This window comes from Pseudomonas bubulae (assembly GCF_900618535.1).
Lineage (GTDB): Bacteria > Pseudomonadota > Gammaproteobacteria > Pseudomonadales > Pseudomonadaceae > Aquipseudomonas > Aquipseudomonas bubulae.
On the sequence record NZ_UYJA01000001.1, the window covers coordinates 1,148,619 to 1,165,893 of the forward strand.

General features: G+C 61.1%; 17 protein-coding genes. 10 read left to right on the forward strand and 7 right to left on the reverse strand.

What is annotated here, in order from left to right:
- The first annotated feature begins 29 nt into the window (after positions 1–29).
- The 9 genes from PPTH39_RS05085 (at position 30) to PPTH39_RS05125 (ending at position 7,305) form a co-directional block, all read left to right on the forward strand.
- Positions 30–980: a siderophore-interacting protein gene (locus PPTH39_RS05085; protein WP_130871713.1), complete on the forward strand. Its 951-nt coding sequence runs from the start codon at positions 30–32 to the stop codon at positions 978–980.
- Positions 981–1,171: 191 nt separating this feature from the next.
- The gene (locus PPTH39_RS05090) at positions 1,172–2,371 is read left to right on the forward strand and encodes a PepSY-associated TM helix domain-containing protein (RefSeq protein WP_130871714.1); all 1,200 of its coding nucleotides are present in this window, start codon (positions 1,172–1,174) and stop codon (positions 2,369–2,371) included.
- Positions 2,368–2,907 carry a thiamine pyrophosphate-binding protein gene (locus PPTH39_RS05095; RefSeq protein WP_095002722.1) on the forward strand — a complete coding sequence of 180 codons (540 nt, stop codon included), beginning with the start codon at positions 2,368–2,370 and terminating at the stop codon, positions 2,905–2,907. Before PPTH39_RS05090 ends, PPTH39_RS05095 begins: the two co-directional genes overlap by 4 nt.
- Positions 2,907–3,242: a hypothetical protein gene (locus tag PPTH39_RS05100; RefSeq protein WP_095002723.1), complete on the forward strand. Its 336-nt coding sequence runs from the start codon at positions 2,907–2,909 to the stop codon at positions 3,240–3,242. The genes PPTH39_RS05095 and PPTH39_RS05100 overlap by 1 nt, the downstream gene beginning before the upstream one ends.
- Complete coding sequence (locus PPTH39_RS05105; RefSeq protein ID WP_095002724.1) at positions 3,239–3,793, forward strand: DUF6162 family protein; 555 nt, start codon at positions 3,239–3,241, stop codon at positions 3,791–3,793. The genes PPTH39_RS05100 and PPTH39_RS05105 overlap by 4 nt, the downstream gene beginning before the upstream one ends.
- Positions 3,794–3,827: 34 nt before the next feature.
- Entirely contained in the window at positions 3,828–4,769 is a 942-nt protein-coding gene (locus PPTH39_RS05110; protein WP_095025035.1) for a metal ABC transporter substrate-binding protein, read from the forward strand.
- The gene (locus tag PPTH39_RS05115) at positions 4,766–5,521 is read left to right on the forward strand and encodes a metal ABC transporter ATP-binding protein (protein ID WP_095018971.1); all 756 of its coding nucleotides are present in this window, start codon (positions 4,766–4,768) and stop codon (positions 5,519–5,521) included. The genes PPTH39_RS05110 and PPTH39_RS05115 overlap by 4 nt, the downstream gene beginning before the upstream one ends.
- The gene (locus tag PPTH39_RS05120; protein WP_095018972.1) at positions 5,518–6,417 is read left to right on the forward strand and encodes a metal ABC transporter permease; all 900 of its coding nucleotides are present in this window, start codon (positions 5,518–5,520) and stop codon (positions 6,415–6,417) included. Before PPTH39_RS05115 ends, PPTH39_RS05120 begins: the two co-directional genes overlap by 4 nt.
- On the forward strand, positions 6,418–7,305 hold the full coding sequence (locus PPTH39_RS05125; RefSeq protein WP_130871715.1) for a metal ABC transporter solute-binding protein, Zn/Mn family: 888 nt from the start codon (positions 6,418–6,420) through the stop codon (positions 7,303–7,305). It begins immediately after the preceding gene.
- 153 nt (positions 7,306–7,458) lie between these two features.
- Here the strand turns inward: PPTH39_RS05125 and lipA are convergent, their stop codons facing one another.
- The 7 genes from lipA to PPTH39_RS05160 form a co-directional block, all read right to left on the reverse strand.
- Positions 7,459–8,430, reverse strand: a complete 972-nt coding sequence (lipA, locus tag PPTH39_RS05130; RefSeq protein WP_130871716.1) for a lipoyl synthase — start codon at positions 8,428–8,430, stop codon at positions 7,459–7,461.
- Between the two features lie 25 nt (positions 8,431–8,455).
- Positions 8,456–9,709, reverse strand: coding sequence for a serine hydroxymethyltransferase (gene glyA / locus PPTH39_RS05135; protein ID WP_130871717.1), 1,254 nt, complete (start codon positions 9,707–9,709; stop codon positions 8,456–8,458).
- A 49-nt stretch (positions 9,710–9,758) separates the two neighbouring features.
- The gene (gene gcvH / locus PPTH39_RS05140; RefSeq protein WP_095002731.1) at positions 9,759–10,136 is read right to left on the reverse strand and encodes a glycine cleavage system protein GcvH; all 378 of its coding nucleotides are present in this window, start codon (positions 10,134–10,136) and stop codon (positions 9,759–9,761) included.
- Positions 10,137–10,560: 424 nt separating this feature from the next.
- Positions 10,561–12,090 (reverse strand): sigma-54-dependent transcriptional regulator, encoded by a 1,530-nt coding sequence (locus tag PPTH39_RS05145; RefSeq protein ID WP_095002732.1) that lies wholly within the window; start codon positions 12,088–12,090, stop codon positions 10,561–10,563.
- Positions 12,091–12,175: 85 nt separating this feature from the next.
- Positions 12,176–13,585 (reverse strand): D-serine/D-alanine/glycine transporter, encoded by a 1,410-nt coding sequence (gene cycA / locus PPTH39_RS05150; RefSeq protein WP_095018976.1) that lies wholly within the window; start codon positions 13,583–13,585, stop codon positions 12,176–12,178.
- A gap of 392 nt (positions 13,586–13,977) precedes the next feature.
- On the reverse strand, positions 13,978–15,303 hold the full coding sequence (locus PPTH39_RS05155; RefSeq protein WP_130871718.1) for an ATP-binding protein: 1,326 nt from the start codon (positions 15,301–15,303) through the stop codon (positions 13,978–13,980).
- The gene (locus PPTH39_RS05160; protein ID WP_095002735.1) at positions 15,300–15,983 is read right to left on the reverse strand and encodes a response regulator; all 684 of its coding nucleotides are present in this window, start codon (positions 15,981–15,983) and stop codon (positions 15,300–15,302) included. Before PPTH39_RS05160 ends, PPTH39_RS05155 begins: the two co-directional genes overlap by 4 nt.
- A gap of 182 nt (positions 15,984–16,165) precedes the next feature.
- Here PPTH39_RS05160 and PPTH39_RS05165 point away from each other — a divergent pair, with 182 nt between their 5' ends.
- Positions 16,166–17,209 (forward strand): SEL1-like repeat protein, encoded by a 1,044-nt coding sequence (locus tag PPTH39_RS05165; protein WP_130871719.1) that lies wholly within the window; start codon positions 16,166–16,168, stop codon positions 17,207–17,209.
- Positions 17,210–17,275: the final 66 nt, after the last annotated feature.

The window sequence follows — 17,275 nt, forward strand, 5'->3', positions numbered from 1 at the left end:
AAGACGACTCCTGCTATTGAGGTGCTGTTATGTCCGCCGCTGCCACCCTGGTGCAAAACCTGCGCAATCGTCTGAGCAAGCCTGCGGGATATCGTCTGTTCGATATCCAGCTCAAGCACCGCATCACCTTGAGCCCGTCACTGACGCGCTTTGTGTTCAGCGGTAGCGATGTGGCGCTGATGCGCACCCTGGCACCCGACCAACGGGTCAAGCTACTGTTCCCCAGCGCCAACGGCGCCACCGCCAACCTGCCCAAACAGAGCGACTGGCGAGCGCCCCTGCGGGATATGAGCCCCGAGTCAGTGCCACCCATGCGCTCCTACACCCTTCGCAACCTGCGCACAGAGGCCGGCGAACTGGATATCGACTTCGTCCTCCACGGCGTCACCGGCCCTGCCACACGTTGGGCTAGCCAGGCCAGGGTGGGGGATCGCCTGCAGATCGCAGCGCCCAATGCAGCCTGCACCGACGACCCCGGTGGCTATGAATGGCAGCCACCGCAAGGCATGCGCAAACTGTTGCTGATCGGCGACGAAACTGCGCTGCCAGCCATTGCCGGCATCCTTGAAGAACTTGCCCTGCACCCCGACACCCCCCAGGTCCAGGCCTTTATTGAAGTTCCTCAAGAAGCCGACTGCCAGCCCTTGCTCTGTGGCCCGAACACCAAGGTGCACTGGTTGCCGCGTGCCAGCCTGGGCAAACAGCATGGCGATGGCATGCTCCTGGCCGCCCGCGAACTGGCCAGCCTGCCGCCCAGACGCATGCAGGCCCGGGCGTGCGCTGAACTGCAAGAGCTGGATCTGGATAACCAGCGCCTGTGGGATCGGGCCAGCGCCAAACACAATGAGTTTTATGCCTGGGTAGCCGGGGAATCGATGGCGGTGATGGCGATCAGGCGGTTTTTCGTCCATGAGTGCGGCATGGACCGCAAGGGGCTGACCTTGATGGGGTACTGGAAGCTGGGGCGGTCGCTAGGGTGATACTGGCCCTTGTAGCAGCTGCCGAACACAGCCTCGCTCCGCTCGTCAGCTGCTACAGGCGAATGAGAACAAGAAACAATTTTTTACATATCTAGCTTCGGGTTTTGCTCTTCTCATCCGTCCTACATGGATAAGCAGTCGCTTCTCAATGGCGATTACACACCCGCCCCGCCGCGAGTTTGCCGTTTCCCATGTCCAAAAAATCCCGTTCAAAACTCTGGTTCCTGGTTCACAGCTGGATGACCCTGCCCATCTGGTTCTTTGTGCTGATTGTCTGCGTGACCGGCACGCTGGCTGTGGTCAGTCAGGAGATCGTCTGGCTAGCCACCCCCGAGGCCCGTGCCACACAACCGGCCGATGATGCACCCCTGCTGACTTACGAGCAGGTACTGAGCGCCATTCACAAGGCCGAACCGACGCTGGCCGTACAGTCGATCAGCCGCCCGGACGAGTCGCACTTTGCCCTGGTGGCCAGCGTGGTGTACCCGGACGGCCGCTCGCCATCGTTGTATATCAGTCCCTATACCGGAGTGATCCAGGGCGAAAGCCCCAGCTTTGACTTCAAGGCCTTTACCCGCGCCCTCCACGGCTGGTGGCTGGTGCCCTTTACCAACGGCTATAGCTGGGGCTGGTACCTGGTGTCATTCCTCGGCCTGCCGCTGCTGGCATCGCTGATCACCGGGCTGGTGGTCTACAAGAAGTTCTGGAAAGGCTTTTTCAAGCCCAACCTGCGTTTCAAACACGGGGCGCGGATTTTTTGGGGGGATTTTCATCGCCTGTGCGGCATCTGGTCGATCTGGTTTATTGCAGTGATTTCCATCACCGGTCTGTGGTTCCTGATCCAGGCTTTCATGTTCGATAACCAGATCTCCATCTCGACCGCAGGCAACCCGCCGGTTGTGGCCCGCCAGGATGTGCCGCTTATGCCGGACGGCAAGCCAGCACCGCAGATCAGCCTCGATCAGGCGGTCAAGATTGCCGCCGACAACATCCCGGGGCTGGAAGCCAGCTTTGTCAGCCTGCCGAGCAATGCCTACGGGCATATCGAGGTGGGCGGCCCGGGCTGGTACCCGCTGCTGTTCCAGACTGCCGACATCAACCCGTACAACGGCGCAATCGAAGGCTCACGGATGATTGCCGACCGCTCCGGACTGGAGCTGGTGACCGAGTCCATGCGCCCGCTGCACACCGGCGATTTTGGCGGGTTGTGGGTCAAGCTGATCTGGTTCTTCTTCGGCCTGATTCTCAGCATGATGGTGTTGAGCGGCCTGTTGATCTGGACCAAACGTACGGCCCTGGCCACCGCCAATGCCCTCAAACGCAGCGAAATACCCCGGCGGGCAGCCGCCGTCTCGGCGCATAAACCACAGCACGAAGAGGCCAATGTATGAGTAAGGCAGCGGCTGCACAGCCTGCGTCCACCCTGAGCCGGCTGTGGCACAAATGGCGCTTTCACATCAATGTCCTGCTGTTACTGGTGCCGCTGGGCTTTATGCCCAAGTACTTTGCCGACGCTTCCCTGTTTCGCGGCGACAGCGGCCTGGGCGAGCGCGACATCGGCACCGTGCAGGTCGGCCCCTGGAGCCTGCAACTGGCCGAGTTGCGCAACGAGGCCCCGCGCCCCGATGGCCCGGCAGGTTATATGAAAAGTTTTAACGCGGCCCTGTGTGACACCTGCATCGATCAGGTCAAGGCCGCCTACCTGCGTATCGGCAAACCGCGCAGCCTGCGCGCCGCCGGGGTGATTTTCTTCGGCACGCCTTATCGCATGGGCGCCACCCTGCCCATCCCGGAACGCACCAAGGCCGATGCCGAGCTGTGGATCACCCTCGAAGGGTGGGACGGCTCCATGCACCAGGCCGCCATTCCCCTGAGCCAGGCCTCACCGGCAACCCTCGCCTGGCTGGCCCAACGAGGAGCGAAATAATGCATGCGCGCCTGTTTAAAACACCTGCCCTGGCAACGGCCCTGATCGCCTTGATCGGCGTTTGCAGCCAGGCACAGGCCCACAACCCGATGTGCGAATGCAAGGCCATTGAAGACGGACAAATCCGCTGCACCGGCGGGTTTTCTGATGGCAGCGGCGCACCGGGGGTGACCCTGGACGTGATCGGCTACGACGAAACCATCCTGGTACCCGGCAAGCTGGGGGCCGATTCGACCCTGACCTTCAAACGTCCGGATGCCGAGTTTTATGTGCTCTTCGACGCCGGCCCTGGGCATATCGTTGAAATCGACCAAGCCGATATCGAGGCCCCATGAGTACTCAAGTCGTACGCCCGGCCGGGGCGGGGCATGAAACCCTGTATGTGCTGCTGTTGTGCCTGCTGATTGTGACCGTGGCCGGCTCGGTGGTGGCCTGGCGTCATGAATCCAGCGAGGTGACGTCGGTGGCGGCCCATCAGCTGGATGCGCGCCGCGACCTGAATGCCGCCGAACAAGGGATCTATGCCGACCTGCGGGTCACCCTGGACGAAATCCTGCTGCTGCGCGAAGAGTCCGCCGCCCTGCCCCAACCCGCGCAACTGGCCGAAGAAGGCTTCGCGCCCTTTGCCCAAGACGCCAGTTCGGTGAGCCGTGGCAACCACGCCTGGCAGTTGCTCGGCGAGCAGGCGTACCTGGGCCTGAGCCCCAGCCCTGAAGTGGCAGGCTCGTTTCTGCTGCGCATTGGCGACCAACCGGACGTGTGGCTTAACCGCAATCCCGGCGCCAGTGTCCCTGCCGACCTTGACGATGCCGCCCTCAACCAGAGTGGCTGGCAACAAGTGATCGCGCAATTCGATGCCGGGGTTACCCGTCAGCACCGCCACTGAACCCACCGCTTGCCCTGAGAGAAGACTGCTCGCCATGTCGATTTCATCTGTATTGCGCCGCCGCACCCTGTTGCTGGCCAGCCTGTTCGCCCTTTGCCTGTCTCCCCTGGTCAGCGCCGACACCGCGCCCGCGCCCCTGGCCAAGCCGCTGCGTATCGGCATCACCCTGCACCCTTACTACAGCTATGTAAAAAACATCGTCGGTGACAGGGCTGAAGTGGTGCCGCTGATTCCGGCCGGGTTCAACCCGCACGCCTACGAGCCCCGCGCTGAAGACATCAAGCGCATCGGCACCCTGGATGTCATCGTGCTCAATGGTGTGGGCCATGATGACTTCGCCGATCGCATGATCGAGGCCAGCGAAAAACCGCAGATCCCGGTGATCGAGGCCAACCAGAACGTACCGCTGCTGGCCGCCACAGGTAACGCGGCACGGGGTGCAGGCAAGGTGGTCAACCCGCATACCTTTCTGTCCATCAGCGCCTCGATCGCTCAGGTCAACAACATTGCCCGTGAACTGGGCAAGCTCGACCCGGCCAACGCCAAGGCTTACACCGCCAATGCCCGCGCCTACGGCAAACGCCTGCGCCAGATGCGCGCAGATGCCCTGGCCAAGCTGACCCAGGCACCCAATGCCGACCTGCGCGTAGCCACGGTGCACGCGGCTTACGACTATCTGCTGCGCGAGTTTGGCCTGGAAGTGACGGCTGTGGTTGAACCTGCCCACGGTATCGAGCCCAGCCCCAGCCAGTTGAAGAAAACCATCGACCAATTGCGCGAACTGGATGTGAAGGTGATCTTCTCCGAGATGGATTTCCCGTCCACTTACGTCGACACCATTCAGCGCGAGTCAGGGGTCAGGCTGTACCCGCTGTCGCACATTTCCTACGGTGACTACAGCGCCGACAAGTACGAAAAAGAAATGACCGGCAACCTCAATACCGTGGTCCGGGCAATCCAGGAGGCCGGCGCATGACCGCCGCCGAACGCCTCTGCGTCACGGCCTGCGGGCCGGGGGTCGAATTTGACCAGGTGTCGCTGACCCTGGGGCGCACGCCCATTCTCGATCATGTCAGCTTCAGCATCCGCCCCGGCAGTGTGCATGCCCTGGTAGGGCCCAACGGCGGCGGTAAAAGTTCGCTGATCAAGACGCTATTGGGGCAAATGCCCCATCAGGGTCGCCTGTGCCTGAACTGGCCCGGTGAGCCGGGGCTAATCGGTTATGTGCCCCAGGCACTGGAATTCGACCGTGGCCTGCCGATGACCGTCGATGACTTTATGGCCGCCATGTGCCAGCGTCGCCCGGCCTTTATGGGGTTGTCGCGCAAGGTCGCCCCGGCCATCGGCGAAGCGCTGGAACGGGTGGGCATGCAAGACAAACGCAAGCGGCGCATGGGCGCGCTGTCCGGTGGTGAACGCCAGCGGGTGCTGCTGGCCCAGGGGCTGATCCCGGCACCGCAATTGCTGGTGCTGGATGAACCCATGTCGGCCCTGGACGAAGCCGGTGCCCAGGTGTTTGAACGACTGCTGACGGACTGGCGCCGGGCAGGGGTCACGGTGGTGTGGATCGAACACGACCTGGCCGCCGTCAAGCGCTTGGCCGAGCGTGTCACCGGGCTCAACCGCCAGGTGCTGTTCGACGGGGCTCCGGAACAAACCCTGAGCCCGGAACGTTTGCTCACGCTATTTTCGACCCATCCCAAGGCTCACGGGAGCGCCCTTTCATGAGTTACGAAGCCTTCCGCTTGCTAGTCCAGGGCTGGGCGTCTGCCGGTTATCTGCCAGAAGTACTGGCGTATGGCTTTGTGGTCAACGCCCTGCTCGCAGGCTTGCTGATCGGCCCCGTGCTGGGTGGCCTGGGCACCCTGGTAGTGGTCAAGCGTTTTGCGTTTTTTTCCGAGGCCGTGGGCCATGCCGCACTGACCGGCGTGGCCATCGGCATCCTGCTCGGCGAACCCTACACCGGCCCCTATGGCAGCCTGTTCGGCTACTGCCTGCTGTTCGGGATTTCGCTCAACTACCTGCGCAACCGCACCGGGCTGGCACCGGATACGCTGATCGGAGTGTTCCTCTCGGTGTCGCTGGCCCTGGGCGCGAGCCTGCTGCTGATTCTGGCCGGCAAGATCAACGTGCACATCCTCGAAAACGTGCTGTTCGGTTCGGTATTGACGGTCAACGGTAACGACCTGCTGGTACTGGCCGTGGTCGGCGCGCTGGTGCTGGGCCTCAGCTTGCCGCTGTACAACCGCATCATGCTGGCCAGCTTCAACCCGCAACTGGCCGCTGTACGCGGGGTGGCCGTGAAGGCGCTGGACTACCTGTTCGTGATTCTGGTGACGCTGATCACCGTCGCCGCCGTTAAAGTTATCGGCGCGATTCTGGTCGGCGCCCTGCTGGTAATTCCTGCGGCGGCGGCACGATTGCTCAGCCAGTCGCTGAAAGGGTTTTTCTGGATCTCGGTGCTGATCGCCACCGTCAGCACCCTGTGCGGCATTCTGCTGCCCATCGTGTTTGACCTGCCGATCCCGTCCGGTGCCGCGATCATTCTGATGGCCGGCATCGCCTTCGCCCTCGCCGCCATCGCCCGTGGCGTGGTGCCCAGCCTGAAAGGGAATATTGGATAAATGTTCACTCTGCGCAAACTGACCCTCGCCCTGGCCCTCACCGGCCTGTTGAGCACCCCGGTGCTGGCCGAAACCACCGTACTGGCCAGCCTGCCGATTACCTTTGGGTTGAGCGAACTGCTGCTCAAGGACAGCGGCGTGAAACTGCAACGGGCAGCACCGGCCAACCTGCCGGGCAGCCGCCAGAGTGCCTATTTCAGCAGCCGTGGTGCCCCGGCCCTGCACTCGCTGGCCACAAAAGCCGATGCGGTGATCGGCCTGCGCTCCGTGTGGAGCGACGATCCGCTATACCCGATGGCGCGGCGCAGCAATATCCGCATTGTTGAAGTGGACGCGGCGCGGCCGGTGGACGGCAGCCTGCCGGGCATTGCCGTGCAACCAGGTGTTCATGTCGATGGCCTCAATAGCCAACCGTGGCTGACCAGCAACAATATGGGGCGCATGGCGGATGTGATCGCTGCCGATCTGGTGCGTTTGGCACCGGATGCCAAGCCGCAGATCGAAGCCAATCTGGCGAGCCTCAAGCAGCGCCTGCTCAAGCTCAGCGCCGACAGCGAAGCGCAGTTGGCCCAGGCGGACAACTTGAGTGTGGTGAGCCTGTCCGACCGATTGGATTACCTGATTGGCGGGTTGAATCTGGAGCGGGTCGAGGTCAATCACAAGGGTGATGAAACCTGGACACCGGAATCACTGCAAGGGTTGACCCAAACCCTGAAAAACAATGAAGTGGCGTTGGTGCTGGACCATCGCCAGCCTTCAGCCGAGGTACAAAAAGCCATTGCCGAGGGTGGCAGCAAGCTGGTGGTAATCGGTGCCGATGGCACCGATCCCGTGACTGAGTTGCAGGGCAACTTTGAAGCGATCATCAAGGCACTGAATAAGGATTGAACGCCACGTACCGTAGCAGCTGCCGAAGGAACGAGGCTGCGTTCGGGTGCGCAGCGCCCGTAAAACCTGAATCCGGCACTTGTCTGACACACCGCTGTATCCGGTTTTACGACGGCTGCGCCGCCGAACGCAGCCTCGTTCCTCCGGCAGCTGCTACAAGGTGTTAAGTACCTGCTTGTCGGCATGATAGGAGGAGCGCACCAACGGCCCCGAGGCGACGTTTTTGAAGCCCATGCGCAACCCTTCTTCGGCAAACCAGGCGAAGGTGTCAGGGTGCACAAACCTCTGTACCGCCAGGTGGCTGCGCGAAGGTTGCAGGTACTGGCCCAGGGTCAGCATGTCGACCTCATGCTCGCGCATGCACCGCATCACTTCGATCACCTCTTCGTCCGTCTCGCCCAGCCCCAGCATCAGTCCCGACTTCGTCGGTACATGGGGCACCCGGTGTTTGAAGTTCTGCAGCAAATCCAGTGACCACCCGAAATCCGACCCCGGGCGTGCGGCTTTATACAGTCGCGGTACGGTTTCCAGGTTGTGGTTGAACACATCGGGGGGCTCCTGCGCAGTGATCGCCAGCGCCACATCCATGCGCCCGCGATAGTCGGGCACCAGGGTTTCCAGTTGCACACCGGGCGACAGCTTGCGGATTTCACGCAGGCAATCGACAAAGTGCTGCGCGCCGCCGTCGCGCAAGTCATCACGGTCCACCGAAGTGATCACCACATACTTGAGGCCCAGGTCGGCAATGGCAATCGCCAGGTTTTTCGGCTCGTCCCTGTCCAGAGGTTTGGGCCGGCCGTGCCCCACGTCGCAGAACGGGCAGCGCCGGGTGCAGATATCACCCATGATCATAAAGGTCGCAGTACCGCCCGAAAAACACTCGCCCAGGTTTGGACAGGCCGCTTCTTCGCACACACTGTGCAGCTTGTGCTTACGCAGCAGCGCCTTGACCCGTGCCACCTCGGGCGAGGTGGCAATGGGCACGCGGATCCACTCTGGCTTGCGCGGGATTTCTTCGGTGGGCAGGATCTTCACCGGGATACGCGCCACCTTCTCGGCTCCCCGCAGTTTTACCCCGGTCTGCAAGGGCTGCGGGCGGCTGGTAACAGGCAATGGTGCATTCATGGCTTGGCTCCACACGGGTATGCATTCAGGCCGAATACACTGGAAACAGTGCGCACAGCTCACCGACCTGACGGGCAACCCGGGCCTCGATCGCCGCATCGCCCGGATGGTCGAGGATGTCGCAGATCCAGGTGGCCAGCGCACGGCACTCGGGAATCTGCATGCCACGGGTGGTCACCGCCGGGGTGCCGATACGCAGGCCCGAGGTCACGAACGGTGACTGCGGATCGTTGGGCACAGCGTTTTTGTTGACAGTGATATGGGCACGGCCCAGTGCTGCGTCGGCATCCTTGCCGGTAATGCCCTGGCGGATCAGGCTGACCAGAAACAGGTGGTTGTCGGTGCCGCCGGAAACCACGTCATAGCCGCGCTGCCTGAACGCTTCAGCCATGGCCTGGGCATTCTTGATCACCTGGAACTGGTAGTCCCTGAAGCCTGGCTCCAGCGCCTCCTTGAAGCACACCGCCTTGGCAGCGATTACATGCATCAGAGGGCCGCCCTGCCCGCCGGGGAATACTGCCGAGTTGAGTTTTTTCTCCAGATCGGCATCAGCCCTGGCCAGAATCAGCCCGCCCCGCGGCCCGCGCAGGGTCTTGTGGGTGGTGGTGGTGACCACATCGGCGTAAGGCAGCGGGTTGGGGTACAAACCGACCGCCACCAGCCCGGCGACATGGGCCATGTCCACAAACAGATACGCCCCGACCTTGTCGGCAATGGCACGAAAACGCGGGAAATCCAGGGTCTTGGAGTAGGCCGAGAACCCGGCCACGATCATTTTGGGCCGATGCTCCAGGGCCAGGCGTTCGACCTCGTCATAGTCGATCAGGCCATTGGCGTCGGTGCCGTATTGCACCGCGTTGTACAGTTTGCCCGATGAACTGACTTTGGCTCCATGAGTCAGGTGGCCGCCGTGAGCCAGGCTCATGCCCAGAAGAGTGTCGCCTGCTTGCAGCAACGCCAGGTACACCGCCGCGTTGGCTTGTGAGCCGGAGTGCGGCTGGACGTTGGCATAGCCTGCGCCGAATAGTTGTTTGGCGCGATCGATGGCCAGTTGTTCGACCACATCCACGTGCTCACAGCCGCCGTAATAACGCTTGCCCGGGTAGCCTTCGGCGTATTTGTTGGTCAGCTCGGTGCCCTGGGCCTGCATTACTTGCGGGCTGGTGTAGTTCTCCGAGGCGATCAGCTCGATATGCTCTTCCTGACGTTGCGCCTCGCGGGTAATGGCGTCGAACAGGGCGGGGTCGAAATCGGACAGGGTCAGGCTTTTATGGAACATGAGGGATTTCCTTTTTATTAGAGATTCAAGCAATGCCTGCGCGGCGATATCAGCCGTTTTCGGCAACAAAGGCGTCATAGGCCTGCTGGTCGAGCAGATCGTTGAAAGCCGACATGTCTTCGATGCAAATACGAAAGAACCAGCCTTCGCCCATGGGTGAGGCATTGACCAGTGCCGGGTCATCGGCCAGAGCCTGGTTAACGGCCACCACCTCTCCGGTGAGCGGCATGGTGATAGTGCTGGCTGCCTTGACCGACTCCAGCACGGCCACTTCGTGACCTGCCTCGAACGCCCCCAGCTCGGGTACCTGCACAAACACCACATCACCCAGTGCCTGCTGGGCAAAGTCGGTAATGCCAACGGTCAAATGGCCCGATGCTTCCAGGCGCAGCCATTCGTGTTCAGGAGTAAAACGCAGAGTGCTCATGGACTTTTCTCTTGTTATCAATGTGTCCTGGTGCAGGACGAACAGGCGCAACTGACAGGACAAGAGCAAAGGCGATGCCAAGTTTTAAAAAACCTTTAAAATCAATAACTTAAATAAAAATGAACGCATTGTGACGAAAGCAGTGGAGTGAAACTGCTCCAGCTCTGGAGAGGGTCTGGCGGGTTGATCCCGCAAGGGCGGGGTCAGGATGGGTACGGAGCGAAATCATTCCACTGGAGCAGAATCACACCACTCGAACCAACGTACGCTGCGCGCACTGAATGCAGCCGCTGAGGAGCTCAGCGGCTACAGGAAAAACTGCAACTGTGGGAGCGAGCCTGCTCGCGAAGGTCGTTCGCGAGCAGGCTCGCTCCCACAATAGGGCTTGATCTCCAACAGAGTATCTACAGTTCAGCGGTGCGGGTTACGAACGCGAGGTTATGCCGTATTTACGCAACCGCTGGCCAATGGCGGTATGCGACGTCTGCAGCCTGGAGGCCAACTGCCGGGTCGATGGATAGGCCACGTAGTAACGCTCCAGCAAGGTTTTTTCAAAGCCTTGCACCGCCGCTTCCAGGCTGGTCACTTCTTCGCTGGCCGCCTTTTGGCCGGTCAGCTCGGTACCCGCCAGTTCCAGATCCCCACAATCAATCACATCGCCCTCGCTGGTGGCTGCCGCGCGGAAGATGACGTTTTGCAGTTGCCGAACATTGCCCGCCCAGCGATTGCCCAGCAACAGCGGATGGGTCGCCACAGCCAGTTGACAGGGCGAGCGGTGAATCTGTTCGCAGGCCTGGCGCAGAAAGTGTTCGGCCAACAGCAGAATGTCCATGCCACGGTCGCGCAACGGTGGCACCAGCAAATTGAGGACGTTAAGACGGTAATACAGATCCTCACGGAAAGTCCCCTCCCTCACCATGCGCTCCAGGTCGCGGTGGGTCGCGCAGAGCACCCGCACATTGACCCGCACTTCGCGCTCGCCGCCGATACGTCGAAAGCAGCCGTCGCTGAGAAACCGCAGCAGCTTGGCTTGCAGGTACGGAGACATCTCCCCCACCTCATCGAGAAACACCGTGCCACGGTCTGCCAACTCCAGCAGCCCCGGTTTGCCGCCACGCTGGGCACCGGTAAAGGCCCCGGCGGCATAGCCGAACAACTCGCTTTCGGCCAGGCTCTCGGGCAGCGCTGCACAGTTCAAGGCCAGGAACGACGCATCGCGGCGGGCGCTCATGGCATGACAGGCGTGGGCCACCAGTTCCTTGCCGGTGCCGGTTTCGCCCTGGATCAGCAGCGGCGCATCCAGGCTCGCCACTTTGTGCAGCCGCGTCTTGAGTTCTTCCAGCACAAGTGACTTGCCGAGCAATGCCTCCAGCCCTTCAGCCGGGTCGCGCAACAAGGACGCCAGCCGCTCGCCGATACGGCTCGGCGGATACAGGGTCAACAGCCCGCCCACCAGAACATCCCTGCCGCCGCTGATGGGCGTGGCATCGAGCAGCAGGTCGCGACCCTTGAAATTCACTTCGCACATGGGCAGGCGAAAGCCTTTATCGATCAGGGTACGGGCCAGGTCAGGGGCCGCGAACAGATTCGACAACGGCTCTCCGGTGGGGTCGCTGCCATAAAGATCCGTCAGCCCGGGGTTGGCCAGCAGCACGCAGCCGTCGGGATCCACCGCCATCACCGGATCGCTCATGGCGGCCAGCAAGGCCTCCAGTTGCAGGCGGCGGCGCTGGCCCGGGAGGATGTCCACCAGGTCCACAGCCTGCACCCCTGCTACCCCCAGCAAGGCGTGGTGGAGTTCCTCCAGCACTTTTTGCGACAGGGTGGGTGCATCGATATAGACATTCGGCGGGCTCATCTCCACCGCGTCCAGGTTGAGATTGCGCGCGCCCAGCAGCATCAGGATTTCCTGGGTGATGCCGACGCGGTCTTTGAAGGTAACGTGAATTCGCATGGCCTGGCACTCCCTGACAGCAAACAACGAAGGGCGGCACGCCCTGTGCCGCCCCCCGGGCAGAATCAATGTCGTGAAGCGGCCATCAGTCGGTCTGGCAAGCCAGTTCCGCAGCCTCCTGCTTGTTGCGCAGCACCGTGCGATAGCCCAGGCCCAGCACCACAAACCACACCGGCACCATGTACAGCGCCTGGCGAGTGTCATCTTCCAGCGCCAGCAAAGTCAGGATAAACACGAAGAAGGTCAGGCACACCCAGACCATGAACTTGCCACCCGGCATTTTGTACTTCGAGGCACGGTGCAGGTGATCGCGCTTTTTACGATAGGCCAGGTAGGACAGCAGGATCATGGTCCACACAAACATGAACAAGGTGGCCGATACCGTGGTGATCAGGGTGAAGGCCTCCATCAGGTTGGGCACCACATAAATCACCAGCGCGCCCGCCAGCAGACAGATGCAGGAGAAGATCAGGCCATTGGACGGTACCGCACGGCTCGACAGGTTCTTGAACTTGCTCGGCGCGTCGCCATCCATTGCCAGACCGAACAGCATGCGGCTGGTGGAGAACACACCGCTGTTGGCCGAAGACGCTGCCGAGGTCAACACCACGAAATTGATGATGCCTGCGGCTGCGGGCAAACCGGCGAGCATGAACAGCTCAACGAACGGGCTTTTGTCAGCCACCACATCACGCCACGGGGTGACCGCCAGGATCGCAATCAGCGCAAACACGTAGAACATGATGATACGCAGCGGAATCGAGTTGATCGCCCGCGGCAGGTTGCGCTCCGGGTTTTTGGTCTCCGCCGCAGTGGTGCCCACCAGCTCGATGCCGACAAAGGCAAACACGGCAATCTGGAAACCGGCGAAAAAGCCCATCAGCCCATGGGGGAACATGCCGCCGTCATTCCACAGGTTGGCCAGCGATGCCGAATTGCCGGTGGGTGACTGAAACGCCGTGGTCACCATATACAGCCCGGTGCAGACCAGTGCGCAAATGGCCACGATCTTGATCATGGCAAACCAGAACTCCAGTTCGCCGAACATCTTCACCGTGATCAGGTTCAGTGACAGCAGCAACGCGACGCAGCCGATGGCAGGCAGCCATAACGGGATATCGGGGAACCAGAAATGGGTATAGCCGGAGATCGCGATCACATCGGCAATGCCGGTCACAATCCAGCAGAACCAGTAGGTCCAGCCGGTGAAGTATCCGGCCATGGGGCCCAGCAGGTCTGCGGAGAAGTCGATAAAGGATTTGTACTTGAGGTTGGACAGCAACAGCTCGCCCATGGCACGCATCACGAAAAACAACATAAAGCCGATGATCATGTAGACGAAGATGATCGAGGGACCGGCGAGGCTGATGGTCTTGCCCGAGCCCATGAACAGACCGGTACCGATGGCACCGCCAATGGCGATCAGCTGGATATGGCGATTGGACAGGCTGCGTTGCAGCTCCGGTTCCTGGGTATCAGGTCGGTGATTTTGCATGAATCATCCTCTTTATTGTTCTTGTACGGGGTCCCTGGACCAGATAAACATCATGTTTACCCAGAGCGGACAAAGGGACATGAGCACGTTCTGTGCCAGCACCGTACAAGAGGTCAAGCGGGCCGTTTATGCGCCGTGGAGTCTGTTTGTGTGTAATGGAATCACTCCACAAATAAGCGTTTGCGGGTGGTTCATTGGAGCGCGGGTACTGTAAACCATGGTCCGACTGAAGTTGTAACGAAATCAGTACATTGGAGCGTATTCGTACCGTGGGCGGCCGAAAGTCGCTCTTATTGTGGGAGCGGGCTTACTCGCGATGGCATCACCTCAAACGACCTGCAAGACCCCGTTGCCTGTATCGCGAGCAAGCCCGCTCCCACAGGGGATGCGCCTCAAGCGCTCCTTTTCAACGGCATGCGCAATTCAACCCGCAAACCATCGGGCTGGCTGTCGAATCTCAGTTCACAGCGGCAACGCTCGACAATCGCCTGAACAATCGCCAGGCCCAGGCCGCAGCCGTTGCTGTTGCCATTGCGCCAGAAGCGCTGGGTCATGTGTTGCAGGGTTTCGGCAGGGATACCGGGGCCGTGGTCACGGACCTGGTATTTAACCTGTGAACCTTCAACGGCCACGGTCAACTCCACCCGGGTGCCCGCCGGGGTATGACGCAAGGCGTTGTCCAGCAAGTTGCGCAGCGCAGCGATGGCCAGTACCGACGGTACTTCAAGCGCCGTGTCCGGGAGATCGGGCGGCAGCTGCAGGCAGATACGCTCACCATCGCCAGCCGCCGCATCGTGCACCGCGAAATGCGCCACCTGTGCGGCCGAACAATTGACCCCGTCGTCAAACGACAGGCTGCCCTCGACCCGCGCCAGCAACAGCAATTGCTCCAGGGTGCGGTGCAGGCGGTCGGCACCGGCCTCGGCATGGGCCAGTGACTGTTCGCGGGCCTCGCCGTCGGTCATGCGCGCCACTTGCAGGTGGGTCTTGATCGCGGTCAGCGGGCTGCGCAGCTCGTGGGCCGCATCGCCGGTCAGGCGGCGTTCACGCTCGATGGTCTTGGCGATACGGGCAAACAGCTGGTTCTGTGAATCGAGCAGCGGTTTCAGTTCGCCGGGCAACGGTGAAATGTGCAACGGCTGCAACGAATCGGCATCACGCCGCATCAGGGCATCGCGCATGCGGTTGAGTGGCGCCAGCCCCTGGCCGATCCCCAGCCACAGCAGCAGTAAGCAGACGATCAATGCCATGCCCACCGGCACCGAGGCCGCCAGCAGCACCGACAGGTTCAAGGCCTCGCGCTCGACCTGGCGATCGGCTGTGGTGATACGCACATCGCCACGGTCCAGGGTGAAAGTACGCCAGGTTGCGCCATCGATGACCTGATCATGAAAACCCGCCGACTGCGATTGCATCGGCTGGTCAGGGTTGTTGTGGCTGCGGGCCAGAACCTCGCCGCGCAGCGAACTGACCTGGCAGGCCATGCCGCCGGGGATGGTCAGTTGCTCGGCACTGAAATGGGTGCCCTCGCCCTTGACCGGCAATTGCGGCAGCTGCTCCAGCAACCCGGCGACCATGCGAGCCGAGGCCACCAGGCGCTGGTCGAGGGAGAACATCATCTGCTGACGCAGGTCGCTGAGCATCCAGGCCGCAGCCAGAGCCCACACCAGCACAAACGCCGAACCGATGGTCAGGCTCAGACGCAGACGCAAGCTCATCGTGCTTCGGACTCTGCGCTGTCGGCCGGGCCCAGGCGATAGCCCAGGCCACGCACGGTCTCAACGATACCGTTACCCAATTTGCGTCGCAGATGATGGATATGCACGTTCAAGGCGTTGCTTTCCAGCTCGTCGCCAAAACCGTAGATGCTGTCCTTGAGTTGCTCGCTGGACAGCACACGTCCACGGTTGTGCAGCAAGGCTTGCAGCAGCGCCTGCTCGCGACGGGACAAGTCCACCGGCTGGCCGCCCAGAAGGGTCACGCGGCTGCTGGGGTCGTAGGTCAGGCTGCCATGTTCGATCAGGTTGACGCTGCGCCCGGCCACCCTGCGCAACAAGGTATGCAGGCGGGCAGCGAGTTCACGCAGGTCGAAGGGCTTGAGCAGGTAGTCATCGGCACCGGCCTGCAGGCCGTCGACACGGTCGGTGACCGAGTCACGGGCGGTCAGGATCAGCACCGGCAATTCAAGGCCCTGCTGGCGCAACTGCTGCAGCAGCTTGAGGCCATCTTCATCGGGCAGGCCCAGGTCGAGCACCATGACGTCGAACTCGGCAGCCTTGAGCATGGCCCGTGCTGCGGCGGCGGTACTCACATGCTCAACCGTCAGCCCCTGTGCCGTCAGCCCGGCCTTGATGCCGCTGGCAATCAGTTCGTCGTCTTCGCAAACCAGTACATGCATGCTGATACCCGCGTAAATAAGCCGATTAAAAGGTCATGGGATTAAGGCCCGATTATGCCTGGGCAAACCGTGGCTCGTGGCACTGTGCGCGGTGCGGACAATGCCTATTTATGTAACGCACTCGCACTCCAATCCATCCCTAAGCTGGAGATCGCCTCGCCAACAACCTGAAGGAACTTCACATGCTGGCATCCAGTGATGAGTTTTCGTGGCTCTTCGAAGGGCTCCCCACCTACACCACACTTCATCAAAAAGGCATGCGTCTTTACGACCTTGGCGCCTTTGAACATGCCCGGCAGTTTTTGCAATTACCCGCGACGGTGGGCGATGCCGAGGCTCAGTTTGCACTGGCCAGCATCATCGAGCATAGCCCTACTGAAATCTCGTCCCAGATCACCACGCTCAGGCGACAAATTGCAGGGATAACGCAAATCAGTCGCCAGAAAGAGCATCACTGGCACCTGGTAACACAGGCCTCACAGATGATCGAAAGACTGCAGATCACCCTCAAGGCGCAGTATATGCCCCTCTACGAGGCTGCCGCGGAGCACGGCAATATTGACGCAATGCTGCGTCTGGGTGGTGATGCGTGGAACGCAAAAGTGCGCGCACAGCTCGAAAGCGGCTTGCGAGTCCATACCCCCGAAGCACTGCTGGACATGTATGCCTTGACCAGGGATTTGAACTGGCTAAAGCATTCGGCGGCATCAGGACATGCCATCGCTCAATACTTGCTGGCAACCCTCTACGATAAAAACCCAACAATGCTGGCCAGCACCGAGGATCCCCAAGAAGTCATCTATGAACTGATCAGCAGCTCAGCCTATGGTGGATATCCTCCTGCCATGAACTGGTTTGCGAACCGCATTGAAAACCGCCGGAACTTTGCGCTTATTCAACACTGGATACTCAAGGAAGCCCAGGCCGGCAGCATCAATGCTGTCCAGCAATATGGCCTGGCCCTGACCGGCATGAACAGCGATGGCACCCATAACGATACCGTCAGCGGTTTCGAAGCCGATTACACAGGGGGGTATGCCCTGTTATGGCTGGTCAACCAGGTAAAGGGCCGGGGGAGCAATCCCTATAATATCCAGGACAAACTCCATCATCTTGAGTCGGAGCTGGGCCCGGCCCAAGTCATTACCGCCAAAGAGATTGCCCATGAGTGGCGTGAGCACTACCCGCTGCTGTCCGAATTCCGCCTGCGCGCCTGCTTGCTCTAAGCCCTCAACCGGCTTGAACCTCTCGCGTATTAACACTCGGTTAATCAACGCCCGCCAAGGTGTGGC